This window comes from Polluticoccus soli (assembly GCF_029269745.1).
GTDB classification, from domain to species: domain Bacteria; phylum Bacteroidota; class Bacteroidia; order Chitinophagales; family Chitinophagaceae; genus Polluticoccus; species Polluticoccus soli.
In genome coordinates, this window is record NZ_JARJHT010000001.1 from 1,543,335 (window position 1) to 1,566,713 (window position 23,379).

The window sequence follows — 23,379 nt, forward strand, 5'->3', positions numbered from 1 at the left end:
TTTACTCCATGAACACCATTTTGCCTACGTGCGTTTGCGATCCGTCACGGTTGGTAACGAATATCAGGTAAACACCCGACTGAGGACGCCTGCCTGTGTAGTCTTTACCATCCCATGTAGCCTGGCCACCATTTGCCTTTGTCCTGAATACCAGCTGACCAGAAATGTCAGTGATACGCACATCCGCATTCTCAACTAATCCTGTTATAGCGATAGTGCCATTGTAGCCACTGGGTACTGGGTTCGGGAAGGTTAGAACGTTAGTATTTTCTGCGCTGCCCTCTGTAGCCGTACCCCTAAAGCTTACCAAGCCTTCTTCAGTGCTTATATAAACGTCGCCGGTAATTGGGTCTATCGATATTGTCTGGATATTATTAGATGGCAACGGGCTGTTTTCTGCAGTAAAACGCATCAGTATCGCATCACCTTCCGGCGACAGCAGCCAAACGCCATTGTTAGTGCCTACCCATTTCCTGTTGCCACCGTCTACAGCTATGGCGCGTACCTGCTCATTCTGGAACAGGTAGCCGGCAAACTCGTCAAATTGTACTACGCGCAATTCAGCCTCACATTGCCTGCTCATCACAGAGCCCGGGCAATTAACTATACCTATACCATTTGCCGTGCCTATCCAGATCGAGTTGTTCTGGTCTTTGGCGAGCACGAAGACTTCATTGTCGGGCAGGCCGCCGCTTCCTTTTCCTGACACCAACTGGATATGTTGGTCGTCAACAGTATTATCGAGTGTTCCGTTATCGTCATACACGATAACACCACCACCACGAGGGGATGCCCACCATTTCTGGCCATTATCGTCGATGATGACATTCGCTGCGGCATTAGGATAAGGCCTTGAGTAAGGCACTGAATACTGATACCAGTTGCCGTCTTTAGCTTTCACCACGAGCTCGTGTACTCCGCCAAAAACATTCATCCACAGGTTGCCTTTATTATCGAATGCCAACCCCGATACACGGTAAGTACCACCGGCGCCAAAGCTTTCGTCAAAATATCCTTGTTTGAAGATCTCGTACGTTCCGTCGCCTTTTAGCACGAACAGGCCGCTTTGGTTCGAACCTGCGTATACGTTTCCATCTGGGCCCTTCACAATTTTTACAAAGTCAAAAGTGCTGTCGCCAAACGGAGGGTAGTCAAACATTTTATAGGGTTTCCACTTCTCGTCTTTGAACTGTGAAAAGCCCGAACGGTTGAAAGTGTATATCCAGCGCTCATCGTATCCGCCGTGCGCAACCCACAGTTCTTTATTCTTCGCGTATATATCAAATGAGGTATGCGTGGTAGGACCTTCGGGAATATCAGTGTTGAAATAGCTGCCGTTGGTCAGGTTGCGTCTTTTCAGTCCGCTGAGTTCATCGGCAATGTAAGTCGCGCCACCTTCGATCTCGACTACCTGTTTTGAGAATCCGTCTGTCGTGAATGAATCAACCAGCACGTAATTCACATTCATGCGCTTAACAGCGCCATTAAATGTCTTGAAGTTCTCGCTGATCCAGATACCGTCTTTGGCAGGGTCTATATGGCGGGTAAGTGTATCTGTGCGGTAAACAAACTTCAAACTGTTGTTCTCAACGGCAAACAGGCTATCAGCAGCGGTAACAAAAACCTTGTTTTGCGAAGAGGCTATGCTGATAAAATTCCTGCTCGTATCCAGCTTATTCCACGAAGCGAAATTCTGTATCGCAAGACTTTGTTTGCCGATAGAATAGAGGCCCTTTGGAGTGGAGGCGAATATTTCATTGTCGGTAGTAGTAACGCCGGTAACCGGTATCACCTGGTTGTTTACCGAGAAGGTGTAACTCTCCTTGATCTCACGGTCATCCAGGTTGATCACGATAATGCCCACATCCGTACTTAAGTAGGCAAGGCCGTTCTCAGTGAATATGTGGTTGATGTTTTTCGAACCCGTAACCGACTTTAGCTTCAGATCCGGGATATTATAAAAACTGCCATCCTGGAAGAGGTCGATGTTGCTATTGGCATAGGCAAGCACGGCTGTTTTTGTCTTGTTATCATAACCGATATAAGCCATACCTACATCCGACATGCCTTCCACCTTGCTATATGGGGTGATCTCGTTGGTAACGGTATTGCTGGTGTAAAAGCTTTTTTCGGCAGCTACGTATATTGTCGTGCCATCGTAAGCCACGCTCACGGCCTTATTGTAAGGCATATGCGCTCGCCAGTAGCCAATGGGACGATCCTGCGAAAATGCCGGGGAAAATGAAGACACGGCAAGAGACAATGCTGCCAGGCGTATATTCCAGTTCATAAGTGTAGAATGCAGTTATCAAATGTACTGAAATAAACGTAGGACGGCCTTCCTATATTGCCCGGCGCGCTATTTGCCTGCGTTAGCTAGCAAAAACTCTATCGTCCTTGGGAAGAAGAAGTGTTCCAGTTTATGGATGCGACCGGCAAGATCTCCGGCACTTTCGCCTTTGTTTACCAGGCAGCGGGCCTGTACTATGACATTGCCACTGTCGTATACTTCGTTCACATAATGTATGGTAATGCCTGACTCCATATCGCCCGCTTCGAGTACGGCGTTGTGTACATGGTGTCCGTACATGCCTTTGCCGCCAAATTTTGGCAGTAGCGCAGGGTGAATGTTGACGATCTTATTGGGGAATGCGGCAACTAAAGCATCAGGTATTTTCCACAGGAACCCGGCCAATACGATCAGCGCCGGAGTATGCGACTTTATCTCATCTATTAGTTCAGGATCGTTGAAACGCTGCCTATCAATAACGATTGATGGAATGTTTTCATTGCGGGCGATGTTCAGTACACCTGCCTCTGCTTTGTTAGAAACTATCAACGAAACCTTCGCGATGCCGGTGGTTTTGAAGTAGTCGATGATGGCCTGTGCGTTGGTACCTGTACCCGATGCGAAGATGACTAAGTTGTGCATACGAGTGGCAAAGGTACTAAGTACAGGCAATTTCCTAACTTCGGCTCATGAGCAGCGAGAAATTGCGATTGGACAAATATTTGTGGGCGATCAGGGTATTCAAGACCCGTACCCAGGCCACCGAGGCCTGCGACGAGGGTAAGGTAAAACTCAACGGTGCAAACGTAAAACCGGCTCGTGCTGTGGCCATCGGCGACAAGTATGACATCAAAACCCCTGCCCGCAAGTGGACCATTGAGGTGACCGGCCTGCTGCACAATCGTATGGGCTACGAGGAGGCAATAAAGAATTATGTGGACCTAACCTCAGAGGAAGACAAACAACTTAACCAGCGTATCAGCTCCAGCTTCTATACCGGAAAGCGCTTAAGCAAAACAGGCCGCCCGACTAAAAAACAGCGGCGCGACCTGAATGAATTATTTGACGGAGATACCGACGATCAATAAACCGAAACGAAATTACCTTTTCTTACCAGTATCCAGTTCCTGCCTATGTCCATGCTGCGATACAGGCCGAAGTCTGTAGCTGCATATACATATTCAAGCACCCTATTGTTCTTGTAAAAATCACTTTTAGCTGACAGTGAGCGAACATTAATACTTTGGTTAAGTCCTGCGCTTACGTTCTGGAATTGTGTGCTATTCAATGGTACCATATAGATACCATGAGCAGCTGTACCCACCAATAACAAGCGTTCAAACGGTGCTGTCATGCAGGTAACTTGTGCACCAGCAGGCAGGTCGGTATACTTGTCCCAGTTAGCGCCAAGGTTGTTGCTGTACCAAACACCATTCGTGCCGGTAGAGTCGGCAAGTACAACGGTGTTATTTACGTGCGAGAGGAAGAACTTACCCCCGGTAGGCAGTCCTGCCATAGGTTTGGTTTCCTGCCACGCAGCATCTCTGCCGGTTTTGAAGAAAATTCTTGAACCGGTGTGGTCAAATCCTACCACTTTGCCGTCTGCCAGGCGGGTAAATGAAGTAACAATTGGTAATGGGCTGACAGATCCCCAATTTGGATCTTTTTGCCACGTATTTCTTTTACCGCTTGAGTCACTGTAGATAACCCCACCAGGCACATTGCCTGCCATGTATATCCTGTCATGTTCAGGCACGTTCAGCATCATTGACTGCCACGGCGTATTGATAGCTGCCGATACACTGCCACTAATGGGGTTGAAGTTATAGTTATCGCCACCTTTCAGCTCCTTGCCAGCTGCAACAAATGCATCTGAGCCTACGGCAACGATAAGGTTGGTATCAGAAAAACTCATAGCCCTTATTATCGAACCATTTGATCCAAATGCAGTCCTCCAGTTATCACCATCATTGGTATACTCGATCTGTCCGCTTGAGTCGGCCAGGAACAGGCTGTAAGGCTTACTAATTATCTGGTTATTGTCTATTCCGTTATTCGGCTTTTTACAGCTTTGGGCCGTAAAGGCCAAAAAAGCTGCTGCTGCAAGTTTATAGACAACAGAAATATTGCGCATCGACGAAAATTTCATCAAGTTTATAAAAAATAGTTAACAAATCAAAGGCTTATGGTTAATACAAAGACAGTATTAATCGCCCTCCGGGTTTGTTCGGCTATTTCTGCGCGGTCAGCGCTTCGCTGCGGGCTTTGTTCATACGCATGGCAAAATCCATGATCTGCAACAAGCTGTTTTCCGACTGGTTGATGAAATTGATAGACATTTTATAGCTAAAAGCCGAAGAACTGAAGCTTCCGCCGGTAAAATGCACGTCTTTTAGTAGTTTTTTGCTTTCGGCGAGTGCTCTTTTGTCGGCGGTTGAAGGTACTAGGTCGTCGCTCAGGCTGTTCATCATGCCTTGGGCGTTGAAAAATATCCCGAAAGGATTGCCGGCAATTTCGGTTGCCCCGGCCTTGGACTGGCCCTTAAAGCTGCCTTGCAGGAAGCCGGTGGCGTTGGCAGGATGGTTGGCAATGACGCAATATTTATCGTCTATCAACAGCGTAGCCGTCGATCCGTCGGTCTTCAGGCTATAGCTATTATTCCCCGTCGCCTTAACAGAGCCACTCTTCACGGCCAGTTGCAGTAGTTTATTGAAGCTTTCCTTTTTCCCGATCTTCAGCGCGTATGTAAACTGCATATCGCCAGAATACTGGTATTTGCTGGCGGTGGTGTCGGGGGTATTTGTGGAATCGGTTACCACCACCACTTTATTTTGGGTGGTTGTATCCGCTCCGCTATGTTTGGTGGTATCAACGGTCAGCTTGAAATTGTTCAGCGATACGGCCATATCCCCGCTAAAAGCGCCCAATATCTCGTCGACCGACAGGTTTTGTCCAGACAGGGCCAGGTTGAGGAATCCCAGTATGCCGGTTTTGTCCAGCAGGCCCTTTACGCCCTCGGGCGCCAAGTGCCAGGCCATCAGCATGTCCAGGTTTTCGCCCGGCAGCCTTTCTATCATTTCTTTATCGGCATCAGTTTTACCCAGTTCCTTGGCTACAGGCTTCAGGCCCTCAGGTACATAATACAGGATATCACCGCCTATTTTGCCTGTTTCAAAATCAAATCCCGCCGATAATGCTGCATCTTTCCATAATGTATTCGACAGCGACAGCCCCATCATGTTGCCGGCGCCGGCAAACTCGCCCATCATCCGGTCATAGTTTATCCAAAGGGTAATGTCGTGGTCGGCGTTTTCCATTTTTGTGAAACGGTTATTGCCAGTAAGACTATTTTCTTTGGTAATGGTGAACGCCGTCGCCATCTCCGCCGCCAGTTGGGTAACATCGGTAGCTACCTGCTTAATGGCAAACGAATCAGGAAGCGTAGAATCCAGCGAAAGCTTTACGTCCGGCAGCTCTATTGAGTTCATAAGCACCAACAGGTCTTTGGTCCACCCGGCATACATACCCTCGGCCAGCAATGCTTCTTTATATTTTTCCTGGGGCTTGATCGCTGCTTCTGGAAAGTTCTTTGCTACGAAAGCCTCCCATTTAGCGGCATCCTCCAGCGGTACGAGCGCGGTTACGCGGTTGCCGTTTTTGAAACGTTTATCCTCCTTTATGTACACGTAGCTGGTGCTCATCATCTCGATGCCTATCTCTGCGGGGTCGGAGATCGCCGAACCGGTTTTTTCCTTCTGCATATCTTCCAGCAGCTTGCTCCCCATGATGGCATTCCAGGCCATCTTTTTGCCTATTTCTTTGGTGTTGAGGCCCACCACCACCAGGGCGTCTTTAGGAATATACTTTGCATGGTCGGGCATGCTGCTGCAGGCAGAGAGGCCAAGCACGATAACTAGTAATAGAGTACTCAAACGGTTCATAAACAGTAGAATTTACGCGGCAAAAATAGTTATGTTTTAAAAAAAATATCCCGTCCACTTTGGGACGGGATATTTTATATATCGGCCGCGGGCCGGAAAGGTTACAATTAATATTAGAATGGCAGGTCGTCTACATTCTCAGGAGAAGGATTGTAGAAGTTGTTAGGGGTGCCTTGTTGGCCGCCATTGTTATTGTTGTAAGAGTTGTTGTAAGCCGGTGCAGCCTGTGGAGCAGCCATGTTGCTACCTGCAGCAGCGCTTTCAATCCTCCATGCGTCCAGGTTAGTGATGAAGTTCACTTTACCATCACGTTCCCAACGGTTGCCTTTTATATTGAAACTTACTTTTACGCTATCGCCTTCGTTAAAACGGTCCAGGATGTCGCATTTCTGCTGCACCAGTTGCATCTTCGCATAGTTAGTATACACGTTGCCGTTGATCTCTTCTGCCAGTTCCAGTACAAACTCACGTTTCTTAAAGCGGTCATTCACCTGTTGCGCATCGTACTTAACCAATAATTTGCCGGTAACTTCTAAGCTCATTTTAGAAAAATTTAATTATAAAACAAATAATAGTATACTGTTGTTGAGGTTTGCAAATATAAAGGTTAGCCCAAATAAAAAGTGCCTTGTAAACAAGGCACTTTAAAAAGAAGGGAGGCTAAAGGGGCTCGAACCCTCGACCCTCAGAACCACAATCTGATGCTCTAACCAACTGAGCTATAACCTCCGTGTTCGAATGGGAAGCAAAGGTAGGGTAATTTCATGATTTCTCAATGATTTGGTCCTGCAAAAACTCAATTTTGTTTGACCCGGATCCGATACCTATCTAGCCAGGCACTTTTCATCACCGCCAACTCTACTACAGTTTTAACAAAAATTCCATAACCAAGCCATTATATTTGCGCTCTAATTTCCATCTATGATCAAACGTTTAGCCCTTGCAGCGGTCTTATTATTACCGGCAACCCTGCACGCACAGGATGTTGTTAAGGGCAGCTCTAATACTGCAGTACAGGTAGAAAAACCCGCCCGCGATTTTGTAATGCTGCAGGTAGCATACGAAGGATGGAAAGCGCCGGATAGCGTTAAAACCACAGGTTTCGGCAGGGCGTTCAATGCTTATATCTGTTACGATTTCCCTTTTAGTCCTAAATCTAACTTCAGCTTTGCAGCTGGTATCGGTATCGGTTCTTCAAACGTTTATCTCGACGACCAGCAGATAATTCTGACGGACACCATTGCCAAACAGGCGCGTTTCATTGCCGAAACAGACAACTTTAAAAAGTACAAACTGACCACTGCTTATGTGGAAGCTCCTTTTGAACTGCGCTTCTACGGCAACCAGGCGAACAGGAACAAAGGCTTCAAAGCTGCCGCTGGTCTGCGTGTAGGTACCCTGGTAGGTGCGCACACCAAAAGCAAGGACGGCGATACCAAAATTGTAGAGAAGGTAAATACCAAAAACTTCCTCGAAAGCTGGCGTTTCGCGACGACGCTCCGTTTAGGCTGGGGTAATTTCTCGGTATTCGGTGCGTACAACCTGACCGACCTGTATAAAGAAGGCCAGGGACCAAAGATCACTCCTTACCAGGTGGGTCTTTGTATCACAGGTCTCTAAAAAGAATAAACTTAATATGGAAAAAGCCGGCGACAGCCGGCTTTTCTATTTAATGTCACAAAGTTTAAATCTCGTAAGCTGCGCCTTCTATCGTCACCTGCACATTAGGGAAGATGGGCTCAGCTTCTGTCCTGAAAGGTTCCAGGTCGCGGTACTTCGAAGAAAAATGCCCGAGTAGCAATTGTTTAGCGCCAGCCATTTGCGCTACCAGTGCGGCCTGGCGAGCCGTGCTGTGAAAACGTGCCTCCGCTTTTTGCACGTCTTCGTCCAGGTAGGTGCATTCATGGTATATGGTATCCACACCTTTGATGTACTCCATGAATGATTCGGTAAATCCTGTATCGGCGCAGTAGGCATAGCGCTTCACTGCAGGTCCTTCTGCTGTCACCCAACCGTTCCTGATCACCCGGCCATCCTTGTGTATATAGTCTTCGCCGTGTTTCAGCCGGTCGTAGAAATAGGCTGGTATCTCAAATTCCCTGCATTTGTCGGGCAGTATTTTGCGGCCGCGGGTTTTACGCTCCACCAAAAAGCCATGGCATTGTATACGATGCTGAACCGGGAAACAGGTAACGGAGAAATTTTCTGTCTCCACCAGTTTGGCCGCACCTTCCGGCAGCTCGTGAAAATGGAACTCGTAACTCAATACCGTATCTGCTACGGTCAGTATCTGATCGAGTATCGGCTTCAGCTCTTTTGGCGCGTACAAGTGCAATGGCGCCGTGCGGCCCAGCAGGCTCATACTATTAATAAGTCCAGGCAAACCAAAATAATGGTCGCCATGCATGTGGCTGATGAATATGTGTTGCGTTTTCCGCCACTTAAAACCAAACCGCTGCAATTGTACCTGCGTGCCTTCACCACAATCCAGCAACAAGTCATCGCCATACACCGACACGACCTGTGCGGTAGGATGGCGGCCGAAAGCCGGCAGCGCAGAATTATTGCCGAGTATGGTGACCTTCATTACTATTCTTCATTAAACAAGTCCCGTTCCAGTATCTCCATACTGATGATGTCCACGGCTTCCACTTGTGTTGGGGCTATGTTAATGGCCATATCGATCTCGGTATCCTTCATCAGCTGCAGCACACCGCCCTGCACGCCGGTAAATACCAGCGACTGGCCGTTGCTATAACATTCTGCATGCAACTCTACCAGTTGTTCCAGTCCATCTTTATCTGCCGTTGTGCAGTTGCTGAGGTCGATAATGAAGTTTTGACTGCCGGATTGTGTAAGTTCTGTCCACTTTTCGCGCAGAGAACCTGACAAATTAGCATTCAGCGAGTTGAAAACCGGCGTAATCTGTATATATGTGGGGTTGGTATCAATTTTGAATTCCATACGGATGAGAATGTTTTAGTAGTTGGCTAAGCAGGGTTTAAAATTAACACATCGTCCGTTCTTTTTGGTCGTATATTGTATGTACACCTAAAATGAAAAACGAGAGCTAATAGAGAATACCGATATAACCAAACGCAATACTGAACCACCACTCTTTATCGTTAACTTTATTAAAACAAGGACTTACTAAATGGACTCAAATTTTTCACCCAAGGTCAAAGAGATCATCTCCTACAGCCGCGAAGAGGCGCTGCGGTTAGGTAATGATTTCATTGGCACAGAGCACCTGCTGCTTGGCCTGATACGCGAGGGCGAAGGCATTGCCGTACGCGTGTTGCAAAGCATGCAGGTAGACCTGTTTGACCTGCGCAAAGAACTGGAAATGGCGATAAAGGACAAGAGTAATAAGCCCCTTTCCAACATCAACAGCCTCCCACTTACTAAACAAGCAGAAAAGGTGATCCGTATAACTGTTCTGGAAGCGAAAGCACTGAAAAGCGCTACCGTTGAAACGGAACACCTGATGCTATCTATCCTGAAAAACAAAGAAAACGTGGCTACACAGATATTACATCAGTACGACGTTGACTACGAACGTTTTAAAAATGAGCTCGGCCTCATGCAGGGCGAGAATCCGCGTGCCGACTACGGTAGCGATCCAGGTTCGGAAGAATTCGAGGAGGATGATGAACGTCGCCAGTTTCAGCAGCAACGCCGCCAGGCTGGCAACGCTAAATCAAAAACTCCTGTACTCGACAATTTCGGTCGCGACATTACCAAGATGGCAGAGTTGGGGAATTTAGACCCCATCGTCGGTCGTGAAGAAGAGATCGAACGTGTATCGCAAATTCTCTCTCGCCGTAAAAAGAACAACCCGATCCTGATAGGTGAGCCGGGTGTTGGTAAAACGGCGATAGTAGAGGGTCTTGCACTGCGCATCGTACAGCGCAAAGTATCGCGCGTACTGTTCGACAAGCGCGTTATCAGCCTCGACCTCGCAGCGCTGGTAGCTGGTACCAAATACCGCGGCCAGTTCGAAGAGCGTATGAAAGCGATCATGAACGAGCTGGAGAAGAACAAAGACGTGATACTGTTCATCGATGAAATACACACCATCGTTGGTGCGGGTGGCGCTTCAGGTTCGCTCGATGCGTCGAACATCTTCAAGCCTGCGCTTGCCCGTGGCGATCTGCAATGCATCGGTGCATCTACCCTCGATGAATACCGTATGTACATCGAGAAGGACGGCGCTCTTGACCGCCGCTTCCAGAAAGTACTGGTTGAGCCACCAAGTGTTGAAGAGACTATTATCATACTGAACAACATTCGTTCGAAATACGAAGACTTCCACAACGTGACCTACGATCAGGATGCGATAGAAGCCTGCGTAAAACTGAGCGACCGTTATATGACCGACCGCCTGCTGCCCGATAAAGCAATAGACGTACTGGACGAGGTTGGCGCACGTGTGCACCTGAAGAACATCAATGTGCCGCAAAACATCCTCGAGCTAGAGAAGAAGATAGAAGACATCAAGCAGGAGAAGAATAAAGTGGTGAAGAGCCAGCGTTTTGAAGAAGCAGCCGCGCTGCGCGACAAAGAAAAACGCTTTGGCGAAGAACTGGAGAAAGCAAAAGCGGAGTGGGAAGAAGAAAGCAAGCACAAACGCTACCCGATACACGAAGAGCACATTGCTGAAGTGATCAGCATGATGACGGGTATACCGGTAATGCGTATGGTGGAAGCCGAAAGCGCAAAACTGCGCCGCATGGGCGAAGACCTGAAAGGTGCTGTGGTAGGTCAGGACGAAGCGATAGCAAAAATTGTAAAAGCGATACAACGTAACCGCGTAGGTCTGAAAGACCCGAGGAAACCAATTGGTTCCTTCATCTTCCTGGGTCCTACCGGTGTGGGTAAAACCGAGCTGGCGCGTGCACTGGCACGTTACATGTTTGATAGTGATGACGCGCTGATACGTGTGGACATGAGTGAGTACATGGAAAAATTCTCGCTCAGCCGCCTGATAGGGGCACCTCCCGGATATGTAGGTTATGAAGAAGGCGGACAGCTGACTGAAAAAGTACGCCGTAAGCCATACTCTGTGGTGTTGCTCGACGAGATCGAAAAAGCGCACCCGGATATCTTCAACATCCTGCTGCAGGTACTGGACGATGGTCAGCTGACCGACGGCCTGGGCCGCAAGGTAGACTTCAAGAACACGCTGATCATCATGACGTCTAACATTGGTGTACGCCAGCTGAAAGACTTCGGTACAGGTGTGGGTTTTGCAACAGCTACCAAAGTGGAACATGCGGAAGATCTTGGTCGCGGTGTGATAGAGAAAGCGCTGAAACGCACCTTCTCGCCAGAGTTCCTGAACCGTATCGACGACGTGGTGATCTTCAACGCACTGACAGAAGAACATATCGGCGTCATCATCGACATCATAATGAAAGACGTGCTGAAACGCCTGAACACGCTGGGCTTCTCGCTCGAGTTGATGCCAGGTGCCAAGAAGTTCATTGCTGAAAAGGGTTACGATCCGCAGTTCGGTGCGCGTCCGCTGCACAGGGCCATCCAGAAATACCTGGAAGACCCGCTGGCAGAAGAGATCCTCAACGGACACATCAAGGAAGGCGACGTTGTACATGCTGACTACGATGAGAACGAGAAGAAGATCACCTTCGCTATCGACCACTCAGCTGCTAAGAAAGAACCCTCAGCTCCGACTGAGTAATCATGTGGAATTGTTTTAGAGATACAACGGGCGGTGAATTCACCGCCCGTTTTTTTATTTTTAACCCATGAAACCCAAGACCAGCCTGCCTACCGTGCCGTTGACCGAAGAAGAGCGTTACCACCTGCAAACTATTTACGGGACAAGGATGAGAAATTTTGGGGGCGTAGCCCTGTTTCTGATGATGATGGGCTTGTATGGCAGCATCATGGGTTTTGGTAAGTCGAGCAGCTCACATAGATCTCATAGAACAGGATCGGAGTATAAAGCGTACGATTATGAGATCGCCGGCGTTGTATTAACGAAAGAACAAACGGGCTTTTTAATAGCAGGTTTGATGCAGGTGGTTATTTTAGGAAGCTGTGCGAGGATCTTCTTCAGACGCGTGCTACCGTTTAAAAAAGACCTTCGTTTAGGCGAGAAAGAAGTGGTGAGTTATACCATCGTCAAAAAGCGCTATTTCGAACATACTGGTCAGTGTTTCTTCAGCTTGAACGATCCCAACTATTTGCACCACGAAGTAGATACTGACGTGTATAATTCGATGAACGAAGGCGATACAGTGAACGTGTATAGAGGTGTCTATTCAAAGTATGTTTTTCAGAAGGACGCGAGGTTTTCGTTTATTTAACTTGGGAGGGGTCGAATTGTTTAAAGCTTGTTAGCATGCAAAAAATTCTTTTTGTTCAGGAAGTGGGCAACGATCAATTTGAAATTGAGTCATTGTGGTGCGAGGAGAAAGGAGAACATTACGTGGTTGATAATATTCCCTTCATCGCTAAAAACATAGCGCTGGGTGATATTATTATAGCCGAATACGATCAGGATGAAAAAGCATTTTATTTTGAAGATTTTATTGAGTTTTCAGGGAATAGTACGATCAGACTGCGTTTCCCCGATAGCGAAGAAATTGAAGAAGTCAGAAGAGAATTAGAAAGTCACGGCTGTTCAACAGAAGCTTTTTTGGAGAGATTGATAGTTTCCGTCAACGTTCCCAAATCTATTCAATATGCGCCGATAAGAGAATTTCTGATGGACGGAGAGCAAAACAATCGGTGGGAATTTGAAGAAGCGTGTTTAGCGCATGATTATTGAGAAGAAAAATTTCTTAGTGGTGTCAGGTGTTTCCACCTGACACAATGTAACGCCTACGTCAAATCTTCCAGCATAGGGGCAATCAGGTCCAAACACGTTTACTTTTATAGTAACTACACTGTCTTTATCCTTAAAACCGCCCGCATGCTCAGATATACCCTACTGGTTTGCCTTTTATCGGCGTCGCTAACCGGCTTCGCCCAACACACCAACATACAGATCGACAATGTCGATTTTCCGGAAGAGCCTTCTATCGCGATAGATCCCAAAAATCCTGCAGTACTGGTGGCAGGTGCCAACATTGCCAAAGTCTACGTATCAACCGATACCGGCAATACCTGGTCGGTCAATTACCTCACCTCTACCTATGGCGTGGGTGGCGACCCCATGATCATGGTAGACACTGCGCAGAAGTTTTATTTTTTCCACCTCAAAGGTTTCATGCAGCCATCGGAGATTGACAGGATTGTGTGCCAGCGCCTAGATAACCCTACAGGCACCTGGAGCAGCGGAACCTACTTTGGCGTGAACGGTACTAAAGTGCAGGATAAAGAATGGGCGATAGTAGACCGGAAAACAAATACCATCTATGTTGGCTGGACCCAGTTTGATGCCTATGGTAGCAGCAATACTGCTGATAGCTCTATCATCCGGTTTACAAAGTCGACCGACCAGGGACAGACCTGGACTACGCCTGCGCGACTGAATACTGTTGCCGGCGATTGTAAGGATGAATCGAATACAGTAGAAGGCGCTGTGCCGTGTATTGGTCCTAATGGTGAAGTATACGTGGCCTGGGTGGGGCCGCTGGGCCTCCTGTTCGACAAGTCGCTGGACCAGGGGCAGACATGGATGGCCAACGATAAGTTTGTATCAGCCATTGGCGGTTCAGGCTGGGATTACGACGTACCGGGCTTGATCCGCTGTAATGGGTTGCCTTTTATAGCCTGCGACCTGAGTGGCGGCGCTTACAACGGCAATATCTACATCAGCTGGAGCGACCAGACCAACGGGCCTAATAATACAGATGTTTGGTTGGTACGCTCTACCGATGGCGGCAACACCTGGCAGCCTAAAACAAAAGTGAATACGGATGCAGGGATCAGTCACCAATTCATGTCCTCCATGACCATCGACCAGGCAACCGGGTATATCTATGTGCTGTTTTACGACCGCAGGAACCATACAGGTACTAATAACACCGATGTTTACCTGGCAGTATCAAGAGACGGCGGCCAAACCTTTGTCGACCATAAGATAAGCCAGACGCCGTTCGAACCATTTACCAACCTCTTCTTTGGCGACTACACACACATCACAGCCCACAACAACATCATCAGGCCAATATGGGCAAGGATGGACCTGCCTACACTCAGTGTATGGACGGCAAAAGTGGATACTTCTTTATTGTTTCCCGAGGTGGACGTTCCCGATATCTATTCCGATAACGGAAGTGTATACCCCAATCCGTTTCAGAACACAACCTATATAGCGTTTAAGCTACGTGTACCAGCGCCGGTCTCGCTGGTAGTAACAGATGTCTTCGGTAAAAAAGTAGCCGTTCTCAAAGACAATGAATTGCTGGCAGCCGGCAAATACACCCTCGAATTTGATGCCCGTAGATACGGCGTACCTCCCGGCATTTATTATTTCAACCTGCGCAGCAGATCAGTGAATAAGGTGCAGAAGATCGTGCTTACGCAGTAGCCGAGCCCGAAGGACAACAAAGCTGAGTTGGTCACAATTTATTGCCGCGATGCTAAAAAGGGTGTTTTAGCGGTATGCATTAATATAATGGATTATATTTATGTAAGTTTAAATTGATCGATATGAGAGGAGTGTTACTTATCGCCGCGCTAGTAGTATTTGCCGTGGGCTGTAAAAAACCAACCGAAAAGCCAGCAAATCCTACGGAACCACAAATGCCAACAAGCACTGAAACAGGTGCAAACACTGTCGCGTGCAGAGTGAATAGTGAGGTGCATATTTATAAAGGAGTGCCAACATATTTAAACGCAGACGGGGTACTGTTTGGTCTTTATCCAGATCGCAATGAATACTTTTTGCAAGTAACGGCGGGCGGGATAGCGGAATATAAGGATAATATTTGGTTGCTATTATATGATACAGCAGTGCAATTGAACACACAATATCCTTTTTCAGTTACTGAAACTGACAAAAACCGAGCAGAATATTCAGTTGAAGCGGGGAGCTACTCAAAAATATATAAAACTAAAGGAAGTAGTGGGTTCATTAAATTTACACGGTATGATAAAACTGTTGCAGCAGGTACGTTTGAATTTGCTGCATATAATGATCAAGGTGAAAAAATTGAAATAACAGAAGGTTTTTTTGATATATCACGACCTCAATAGACACTCCCAATCTTGTACTATGAGACGTGCTCCTTTTAATGGCGCAAAGCACATTAGTCCTTTTCATTAATTTGTCGTATATTTGCTATAGATAAATATCTGCAAAAATGGTGGACACCAAGACGGACCTCACCGAATTTCTTTGATGCATCTGCCGCAGTCCTAAAACCCAAACCGAAAAAACTATCAAACATGACAACAAAATGCAACAAAATTTTTCGCGAGAACGCCTGTCAATACTATAACATGATTAATTGGCTGAATTTGATCTGAGGCAAAAAAACACCGGCGGCTACCAGATTAAAAGATTTATAAAAAAGGTTACAAAAGGTAGCATCGACACGGTTTAATCCGCTCAATATCAGCTCATAACAAAATTTTACGCAACCGACATTTTACAACACCGAAACACTCTGAATGTTACGCATTACCCTTGCTTCCCAACATATTGTAACTTAGTTCTGTCTATTAAAGACCTAACCGGTTAACTACAATGCGGAATTGCCTGGCTTCATTATCAGCACTGCTGGTAGTGTTCTTATTACCCTTTACAGCTAGCAGTCAAAACCTGGTACCCAATCCCGGTTTCGATAATGTGAACACCTGCCCCAACGGTTCCGGTTGCATCCTCTATGATCCCAGCTACACTACTTTCCAGTTCGTTCCCGGTTGGATATCGCCAGTCGCCTCACTTACACCCGATGCCTTCCATTCCTGCGCTCCGCCCAACAGCGGCGTCCACACACCGGAATCGGACTTCGGCTACCAGAAACCGCGCAGCGGCGGTGGGTATGCAGGCCTCATCATGTGGCAGGCCGAAAAACTGGGTTCCGGCTGGACCAATGACCAACGCGAATACCTGCAGTGCAAACTGCAGCAGCCGCTGACGGCGGGCCAGCGCTACTGCGTCACTTTTTATGTCAGCAATGCCATATCAAGTATAGCGGCCCTTAACCAGTTCAACTTTGTAGCCCTCGATGCTGTGGGCCTCAATCTTTCGTCCACCAGGCCTTCTACGCTTTCGGGTTCGGTAATGCCGCTGGCATCGCACGTAGCAGCTACCCCGGGCAATTTTTATACAGACTCTGCCGGCTGGACCAAAGTGCAGTCGGTTTATACCGCCGCCGGTGGCGAGCAATGGCTCACTGTTGGTTGCTTCAACCAGTCGGCCGCACCTAATTACCAGCTGCTTTTTCCGTCGACTCCAAACCCGGCTTTCAGGTACCGCTCTTACCTCTACTTCGATGATTTCAGTGTGGTGGCCATCACTCCCGGAGATACCATCAAACGTAGCTTCGATTCGCTGAGCTGTAAAAAAGACAGTGTCAATATGGTCCTAACCGCTCCGGATGATGAAGGGGTTTATTGGAACAATGGCAGTACAGGCCAGACGCTGACAGCAACGAAGCCCGGTACTTACTGGGTAAGGGCGCAACACAACTGCCAGGTGTACGTAGATACGTTTCATGTTAAATACGATCCTGCCAAAACCCTATACCTCGGTAGGGATACCGGCAACTGTATAGACCAGCCGTTCGTGATAAGGACAAACCCCGGGTTTACCAGTCATGCCTGGAGCACAGGTCAAACAGGCGATAGTATTACAGTAAGCAAATCGGGTGTGTATTATGTATCGGCCCAAAACGAATGTGGCCTGCAGCACGATACGATCAAAGTATTCATACAGCCGCCAACTGCCCCCCCTGTCGTATCAGACACTACAGTTTGCCAATTCAGTCCATCACCCACGTTAAATGTAAATGGCCCGAATATAAATTGGTATACCTACATCAGCGGTTTATTTGGTTTCCCGTACCAGCCAGAGATCACCACCTCGCAGCCAACAACCTTCACCTTTTATGTCACGAGTACTATTGACTATTGCGAGAGCGAAAAGGTACCCATGAACATTACGGTAAGGTATACACCGCATAAATCGCTACCCGAAGTAGCCGAGATGTGCGCGCGCTTCCCTGATTCGATAGGCACTTATTACCCTGACGTAACCTATAAATGGAGCACCGGCGAAATGGCCTGCTGTATCGTGCCTCAATACGACGGGGAATATCGTTTGGCTACTATCAATGAGTGTGGTACTTATTTTGACACGACCTTTGTTGAATTTTCTGCCTGCGACACCTGCATCGTAGTTCCCAATGCATTCATGCCCCACGGCGATTATAGCACCCGATTGTTCAAGGCTATTGTTACCTGCCCGATCCAGGATTTTGATATGAAGATCTTCAACCGCTGGGGTCAAATGGTATTTACCACCCAGGATGTAACTAAAGGATGGAACGGGTATTATAAAAATATACCCTGCGACCAGGGAACTTTTATTTATCTCATACAATACCACTCCCTGGCTTCGGGCAAACCACAGATATTAAAAGGCAATGTGACCCTGCTGCGGTAATATTTCTTTCATTTTCAGGAAAATTTATGCTGATATCGGGCATTTTCATGGTTGGGGCGCCTATCTATTGGTAACTTTGCGCTCTCATTCATGCAGCGTCCGTATACGATAGCATTGGTTGGTAACCCCAACAGCGGGAAGAGCTCACTGTTCAACGTGCTTACCGGCCTCAACCAGAAGGTAGGCAACTTCCCGGGTGTCACCGTCGACAAAAAGACGGGGGTATCCCGTATCACCGATTCGCTGAGCGTCAATATCATCGACCTTCCGGGCACCTACAGCCTGTACCCCAAAAGTGCAGACGAGCAGGTTACCTACGAGGTGCTGATAGACCGGAACAACCCTGACAGGCCAGATCTTATAGTAGTAATAGCCGACGCCTCCAACCTGAAGCGCAACCTGCTGTTCTGCTCGCAGATCATGGACCTAAAGATACCGGTGATCATTGCACTCACGATGAATGATATCGCCCGCAGGAAAGGTATTACCATAGATACCACCGGTCTGGAAAGGCTGATGGGCGTGCCTGTTGTGGCGATCAATCCGCGAAAGAACAAAGGTATCTCTGAACTCAAACGTGCCATGGCCGCAGTAAAGCAATCGGGACAGGTAAGAACCCCCGGCGACTTTATTGACGTAAAAGCCCTGACCGGCGAATGGCTGGAGGAAGTGAAGGAGATAGCATTGGTTGAAGGCAATTACAGTGCCCTGCACGTTGCTTGCAACTATTTGGAATTGGGGCATCTGAATGCTGCACAACGTATCCGCATAGGTGCCTTGCTGCATGAAGTGAATTTCCACAAAGCCAAAGTGCAGGCCGAAGAAGTGATGCAGCGCTACCAGAAGATAGCCGGCATTATGAACCAGTGTGTGGTAGAGGAGAGTCCGCTGAAACGTACCATCGTTAGCGAACGAATAGACAAGACCTTGCTGCATCCTTTGTGGGGCAACCTGATATTACTAACCGTTCTGTTCCTATTGTTCCAAAGTATTTTCTGGCTGGCCGAATACCCAATGACATGGGTAGAATCTGGCTTTGCATTTGTGAGCGAATGGCTTTCTGGAGTATTGCCCGATAACCTTTTCCGGGATCTGCTGATAAATGGTATTCTGGCAGGTATCAGCGGTATTGCTGTATTCATACCGCAGATCATGATCCTGTTTGGCTTCATCACCATTCTGGAAGACAGCGGTTATATGGCCCGTATCAGCTTCCTCACCGATAGATTGATGCGTAGCGTGGGATTGAATGGCCGTTCTGTGATGCCGCTGATCAGCGGCATGGCCTGTGCAGTTCCTGCCATCATGGCTACCCGTACCATTCAAAACCGAAAAGAGCGTCTCATCACCATCATGGTGACGCCACTTATGAGTTGCTCTGCGCGACTACCCGTTTATACTATTCTTATTGGCCTGGTGATACCCGATAAAAGCTTTGGGATATTCAACCTGCAAGGCCTTGTGCTGATGGGGCTGTATTTACTTGGATTCGTTATGGCGCTGATCGTTGCCCGCGTGATGAACTTCATCGTTAAGGTAAAAGACAAGACCTTCTTCCTGATGGAGCTGCCTGTTTACCGCGCACCACGCTGGAAGAATGTGGGCATCACCATGATAGAAAAGGCCAAGATCTTTGTGATGGATGCGGGCAAAGTGATCCTGGCGATCTCTATGCTGCTGTGGGTGCTGGCAACCTTTGGTCCACCGAAGCGTATGGAAAAGGTGGAGCAACAATACGCGGTATTAAAGCAACAGAATCCTTCACAGGCAGAACAGATAGACCGCGGCCACCAGACCGCCAAACTGGAAAACTCTTTTGCCGGCATCATGGGTCACGCCATAGAACCGGTTATTCGTCCCCTCGGTTACGACTGGAAGATCGGCATCGCCCTCATTACCTCCTTTGCGGCCCGCGAAGTGTTTGTAGGTACCATGGCTACTTTATATAGCGTAGGCAGCGAAGACGACGATGCCACTCTGCGTGAAAAGATGCGTAACGCCCGTTGGCCAAATGGGGAACCTGTATATACACTGGCCGCAGGTCTTTCATTATTAGTGTTTTATGTTTTTGCCATGCAGTGTATGAGCACAATGGTCATCGTTCGCCGCGAAACACGCAGCTGGGTGTACCCGCTTATACAGTTTGCTTATATGTTTGCCTTGGCTTATATCAGCGCCTTCATCATCTACCAAACGCTTCGTTAATGATTTTTAATTGGCTCGTTAACGATATTCAATCCTCTTGTTAAAGGCGTCAAACTCTGCCGCCATAAGCTGTTTTTAATAGACATTTGTTCCTTCGGGCCGGGGAGAGAGAACACCTGACCAATGCAACAAGTATCTGATTTCTTTAAAAAACTGCTTGACTCCGGCGATTTCATACCGCGCTGGCAGGACGGTAATTGGTCTGATTTTCATGGGTGGCTGCATATAGTTAGCGATCTGCTTATCTGGTCTGCCTACTTTGCTATTCCATTTATCATTATCCGTTTTATTACCGCCCGCAAGAATGCTGTGGCCTTCAACAATCTTTATGTTCTGTTTGCTGCATTTATCCTGGCTTGTGGATTTATTCAATTGATAGATGCCGTCATTTTCTGGAACCCGATCTATCGCGTAAGTACACTGGTCAAATTCATGACCGCTATAATTAGCTGGGTAACCGTTTTTGCACTCATAAAAGTTTTGCCGAAAGCATTTTCTTTAAAGACAGCATCCGAACTGCAGGCGGAAATTGACCTTCGTATTAAAGCAGAAAAAGAACTGGAGCAGAAAAATAAACTGCTTTCAGAAGCGGAAAAGATAGCAAAGCTGGGTTATGGCCAATGGGATATAGAAAGGGACAATGTTGTCCTCTCTGACGAAGGCTGCAGTATTTACGGTGTACCGAAAGGAAGCGAATTCTCATTTGCCGCGATCCTTGAAACGGTTCATCCGGAAGACAGGGACAAGGTTAAAGCTATCGTTGGCCGTATTATAGCCAACAGGCATTTTGAAGAATTCTCTTACCGGATAATTGTTGGAGATGCTATCAAATACCTGCGGGTGAACGGCGAGATGCGTTACAACAGCAATGGTGATATCGTGATGCTGATCGGTACGATGCAGGATGTTACGGAACGTCATCAGAGCCTTAGCCGTATCGAGCAGCAAAACAATGTTTTACTGGAGATCGCGTCCATCCACTCACATAATGTTCGTGGGCCGCTCGCTACCATCATGGGATTGGCGTCTATGTTCAACCAAAATGACGTATCAGACCCCGATAACGTGCTGATCATCGAAGGCATCAAAGTAGCCAGCGAGAACCTGGACACGATCGTTACCGATATTGTCCATAAAAGCTGGAATGTAGAACTGATGAGGCAACAGGAAAAATTAGCTTCAGAGATCGAAGCTGCTTAGAATTGTTTCTCCTCTTTTACTGTGTAGTAAAAGATGTGCTGAAGAATAGAAAGGACCAATTTCTTGCATTGCATTTTTACATAATGTAGCATACTATCCTCCTTCAAGTTTTTGTTATCAACAATGCAATGATAGACCTACGGTTTTTCCTCTGGTACAGTGTTTTCACGGTTTTTCGAAAAATGGGTGAAAACACGGTATGGCCTCTATCGGGCCACATACGGAGGTAAAAACTTAACTTCGCACCATGAATCTCCAGGCACCCGAACGTATTGCCAATTATATCGCCGGCGATCTGCAGGCTCCTATTAACGGAAAATATATAGATAACATCAATCCCGCTACGGGCTTGGTTTACAGCCAAACACCCGATAGCGATGCGAAAGATGTAGAAGAAGCTGTTGGTGCAGCGAAAGCTGCCTTTCCTACATGGAGCACTACCCCGCAGGAAGAGCGTTTTAAGATACTCAACCGTATAGCGGAACTTATTGATCAGAACCTCGATGCTTTAGCACTTGCTGAAACCAATGACAACGGTAAGCCACTTTGGTTAAGCAAAAAGGTAGACATACCTCGTGCTTCGAGCAACTTCCGCTTTTTTGCTACGGGCCTGATGCATGTTTCTACCGAAAGTCACAGCATGGAAGACAAGGCGATCAACTATACGCTTCGTCAGCCAATAGGTGTGGTTGGGTGTATCTCGCCATGGAATCTCCCATTGTATTTATTCACCTGGAAGTTAGCTCCTGCACTTGCAGCTGGTAACTGCGTAGTTGCCAAGCCTAGCGAGGTGACTCCAATGACAGGATACCTGTTAAGTGTTATCTGTCGCGAAGCTGGGCTGCCGGCAGGTGTTCTGAATATTATTCACGGCACTGGTCCTGATTGCGGTGCGGCAATAGTGGCGCATCCCGAGATCAAAGCCGTATCGTTTACGGGAAGCACACGTGCCGGTAAGGACATTGCTGCAACTGCAGCGCCAATGTTCAAAAAGCTGTCGCTGGAACTGGGCGGTAAAAACCCGAATATCATTTTCGCCGATTGCGATTGGGATAAGATGATGCGCACCACCCTGCAGTCATCTTTTGCTAACCAGGGACAAATTTGTTTGTGCGGTAGCCGTGTGCTGGTGGAAGAAAGCATCTACGAAAAATTCAAAGCTGAATTTATAGAGCGCGCCAGGAAACTCACCGTGGGCGACCCACTTGATGAGAATACAAGGCAAGGAGCTGTGGTAAGCAAAATGCATTTCGACAAAGTGATGGCTTGCATTGATCTTGCAAAACAAGAAGGTGGTAAGATACTGCTGGGTGGTAATGCGGTTAAAGGCAGTGGCCGAACCGAAAAAGGGTACTTTATTGAGCCGACTATCGTTGAAGGTCTTGGTCCTACATGTCGCACAAACATGGAAGAGATCTTTGGCCCTGTGGTTACGCTGCAGTCTTTCAAAACGGAAGACGAAGCTATGGCAATGGCCAACACAAGCGATTATGGCTTATCAGCAACCATATGGACACAGGATGTGAGCCGTGCTAATCGCGTAGCTGCAAAAGTGCACAGCGGCATCATCTGGGTGAACTGCTGGCTGCTGCGCGACCTGCGCACGCCATTCGGTGGATTTAAAAATTCAGGTGTAGGTCGTGAAGGTGGCTGGGAAGCTATGCGCTTCTTTACAGAACCCAAGAACGTCTGCATCGAGTTATAACTTTTTACTTTTACACTTTACTCCAAGATATGAGCGAACGTATTTCAACCGATAAAGCACCCAAGCCAGTAGGCTTGTATCCTCACGCACGCCGTGTAGGCAACCTGTTGTTCCTTTCAGGCATTGGCCCACGCACAGTAAGCGACGATATCCCAGGCCTGAAGCTGGATAAGAATGGCAACTTCCTGGAGTTTGATTTCGAAAAGCAGTGCCGCAACGTATTCGACAATGTGCGCATCGTGCTGGAAGAAAGCGGTAGCAGCTGGGATAAGCTGGTAGACGTAACCGTTTTCCTGGTAAATATGAAACGCGATTTCGCAGTTTACAACAAGGTGTATGCTGAGTACTTCAAAGACAATCAGCCTTGCCGTACCACGGTAGAGATCAACTCGCTGCCTACGCCTATTGCGATAGAGCTGAAGTGCATTGCAACTATCGACTAATAAAAAAG

19 protein-coding genes and 1 tRNA gene are annotated in these 23,379 nt (G+C 47.5%); 12 read left to right on the forward strand and 8 right to left on the reverse strand.

The window, feature by feature from the left end:
* Position 1 precedes the first annotated feature (1 nt).
* Complete coding sequence (gene porZ, locus P2W83_RS06755) at positions 2 to 2,290, reverse strand: type IX secretion system anionic LPS delivery protein PorZ (protein ID WP_276132947.1); 2,289 nt, start codon at positions 2,288 to 2,290, stop codon at positions 2 to 4.
* Between the two features lie 69 nt (positions 2,291 to 2,359).
* Positions 2,360 to 2,932, reverse strand: coding sequence for a phosphoribosylglycinamide formyltransferase (gene purN, locus P2W83_RS06760; RefSeq protein WP_276132948.1), 573 nt, complete (start codon positions 2,930 to 2,932; stop codon positions 2,360 to 2,362).
* A 47-nt stretch (positions 2,933 to 2,979) separates the two neighbouring features.
* On the opposite strand from purN, the gene P2W83_RS06765 reads away from it, so the two are divergent.
* The gene (locus P2W83_RS06765) at positions 2,980 to 3,378 is read left to right on the forward strand and encodes an RNA-binding S4 domain-containing protein (RefSeq protein ID WP_276132949.1); all 399 of its coding nucleotides are present in this window, start codon (positions 2,980 to 2,982) and stop codon (positions 3,376 to 3,378) included.
* On the opposite strand, the gene P2W83_RS06770 is transcribed toward P2W83_RS06765, so the two are convergent.
* The 4 genes from P2W83_RS06770 to P2W83_RS06785 all read right to left on the reverse strand — a co-directional run bounded on the left by P2W83_RS06770 (position 3,372) and on the right by P2W83_RS06785 (position 6,960).
* Positions 3,372 to 4,439: a beta propeller repeat protein gene (locus P2W83_RS06770; protein WP_276132950.1), complete on the reverse strand. Its 1,068-nt coding sequence runs from the start codon at positions 4,437 to 4,439 to the stop codon at positions 3,372 to 3,374. The two genes, P2W83_RS06765 and P2W83_RS06770, sit on opposite strands and share 7 nt — an antisense overlap.
* Positions 4,440 to 4,521: 82 nt before the next feature.
* Positions 4,522 to 6,231 (reverse strand): DUF4836 family protein, encoded by a 1,710-nt coding sequence (locus tag P2W83_RS06775; protein ID WP_276132951.1) that lies wholly within the window; start codon positions 6,229 to 6,231, stop codon positions 4,522 to 4,524.
* A 113-nt stretch (positions 6,232 to 6,344) separates the two neighbouring features.
* The gene (locus P2W83_RS06780) at positions 6,345 to 6,773 is read right to left on the reverse strand and encodes a DUF3127 domain-containing protein (protein ID WP_276132952.1); all 429 of its coding nucleotides are present in this window, start codon (positions 6,771 to 6,773) and stop codon (positions 6,345 to 6,347) included.
* 113 nt (positions 6,774 to 6,886) lie between these two features.
* A tRNA-His gene (locus tag P2W83_RS06785) sits at positions 6,887 to 6,960 on the reverse strand.
* A 192-nt stretch (positions 6,961 to 7,152) separates the two neighbouring features.
* Between P2W83_RS06785 and P2W83_RS06790 the strand changes: the two genes are divergently transcribed.
* Positions 7,153 to 7,851 (forward strand): outer membrane beta-barrel protein, encoded by a 699-nt coding sequence (locus P2W83_RS06790; protein WP_276132953.1) that lies wholly within the window; start codon positions 7,153 to 7,155, stop codon positions 7,849 to 7,851.
* A gap of 64 nt (positions 7,852 to 7,915) precedes the next feature.
* Here the strand turns inward: P2W83_RS06790 and P2W83_RS06795 are convergent, their stop codons facing one another.
* Positions 7,916 to 8,818 carry a ribonuclease Z gene (locus P2W83_RS06795; protein ID WP_276132954.1) on the reverse strand — a complete coding sequence of 301 codons (903 nt, stop codon included), beginning with the start codon at positions 8,816 to 8,818 and terminating at the stop codon, positions 7,916 to 7,918.
* Positions 8,819 to 8,820: 2 nt separating this feature from the next.
* The gene (locus tag P2W83_RS06800; RefSeq protein WP_276132955.1) at positions 8,821 to 9,195 is read right to left on the reverse strand and encodes an STAS domain-containing protein; all 375 of its coding nucleotides are present in this window, start codon (positions 9,193 to 9,195) and stop codon (positions 8,821 to 8,823) included.
* Positions 9,196 to 9,385: 190 nt separating this feature from the next.
* On the opposite strand from P2W83_RS06800, the gene P2W83_RS06805 reads away from it, so the two are divergent.
* From P2W83_RS06805 to P2W83_RS06850, 10 genes are all read left to right on the forward strand, one after another.
* Complete coding sequence (locus P2W83_RS06805) at positions 9,386 to 11,932, forward strand: ATP-dependent Clp protease ATP-binding subunit (RefSeq protein WP_276132956.1); 2,547 nt, start codon at positions 9,386 to 9,388, stop codon at positions 11,930 to 11,932.
* A gap of 67 nt (positions 11,933 to 11,999) precedes the next feature.
* Complete coding sequence (locus P2W83_RS06810; RefSeq protein WP_276132957.1) at positions 12,000 to 12,563, forward strand: hypothetical protein; 564 nt, start codon at positions 12,000 to 12,002, stop codon at positions 12,561 to 12,563.
* Positions 12,564 to 12,598: 35 nt separating this feature from the next.
* Positions 12,599 to 13,027, forward strand: a complete 429-nt coding sequence (locus P2W83_RS06815) for a DUF4265 domain-containing protein (protein WP_276132958.1) — start codon at positions 12,599 to 12,601, stop codon at positions 13,025 to 13,027.
* Positions 13,028 to 13,171: 144 nt separating this feature from the next.
* The gene (locus tag P2W83_RS06820) at positions 13,172 to 14,734 is read left to right on the forward strand and encodes a T9SS type A sorting domain-containing protein (protein WP_276132959.1); all 1,563 of its coding nucleotides are present in this window, start codon (positions 13,172 to 13,174) and stop codon (positions 14,732 to 14,734) included.
* Between the two features lie 122 nt (positions 14,735 to 14,856).
* Positions 14,857 to 15,402 carry a Riean_0653 family protein gene (locus tag P2W83_RS06825; RefSeq protein WP_276132960.1) on the forward strand — a complete coding sequence of 182 codons (546 nt, stop codon included), beginning with the start codon at positions 14,857 to 14,859 and terminating at the stop codon, positions 15,400 to 15,402.
* Positions 15,403 to 15,895: 493 nt separating this feature from the next.
* Positions 15,896 to 17,818: a T9SS type B sorting domain-containing protein gene (locus tag P2W83_RS06830; RefSeq protein WP_276132961.1), complete on the forward strand. Its 1,923-nt coding sequence runs from the start codon at positions 15,896 to 15,898 to the stop codon at positions 17,816 to 17,818.
* Between the two features lie 90 nt (positions 17,819 to 17,908).
* A complete protein-coding gene (gene feoB, locus P2W83_RS06835; protein ID WP_276132962.1) occupies positions 17,909 to 20,023 on the forward strand; it encodes a ferrous iron transport protein B in 2,115 nt (704 codons plus the stop codon).
* 123 nt (positions 20,024 to 20,146) lie between these two features.
* Positions 20,147 to 21,223, forward strand: coding sequence for a PAS domain-containing protein (locus P2W83_RS06840; RefSeq protein WP_276132963.1), 1,077 nt, complete (start codon positions 20,147 to 20,149; stop codon positions 21,221 to 21,223).
* Positions 21,224 to 21,470: 247 nt separating this feature from the next.
* The gene (locus P2W83_RS06845; protein WP_276132964.1) at positions 21,471 to 22,928 is read left to right on the forward strand and encodes an aldehyde dehydrogenase; all 1,458 of its coding nucleotides are present in this window, start codon (positions 21,471 to 21,473) and stop codon (positions 22,926 to 22,928) included.
* 29 nt (positions 22,929 to 22,957) lie between these two features.
* The gene (locus P2W83_RS06850) at positions 22,958 to 23,371 is read left to right on the forward strand and encodes a RidA family protein (protein ID WP_276132965.1); all 414 of its coding nucleotides are present in this window, start codon (positions 22,958 to 22,960) and stop codon (positions 23,369 to 23,371) included.
* The last annotated feature ends 8 nt before the right edge of the window (positions 23,372 to 23,379 follow it).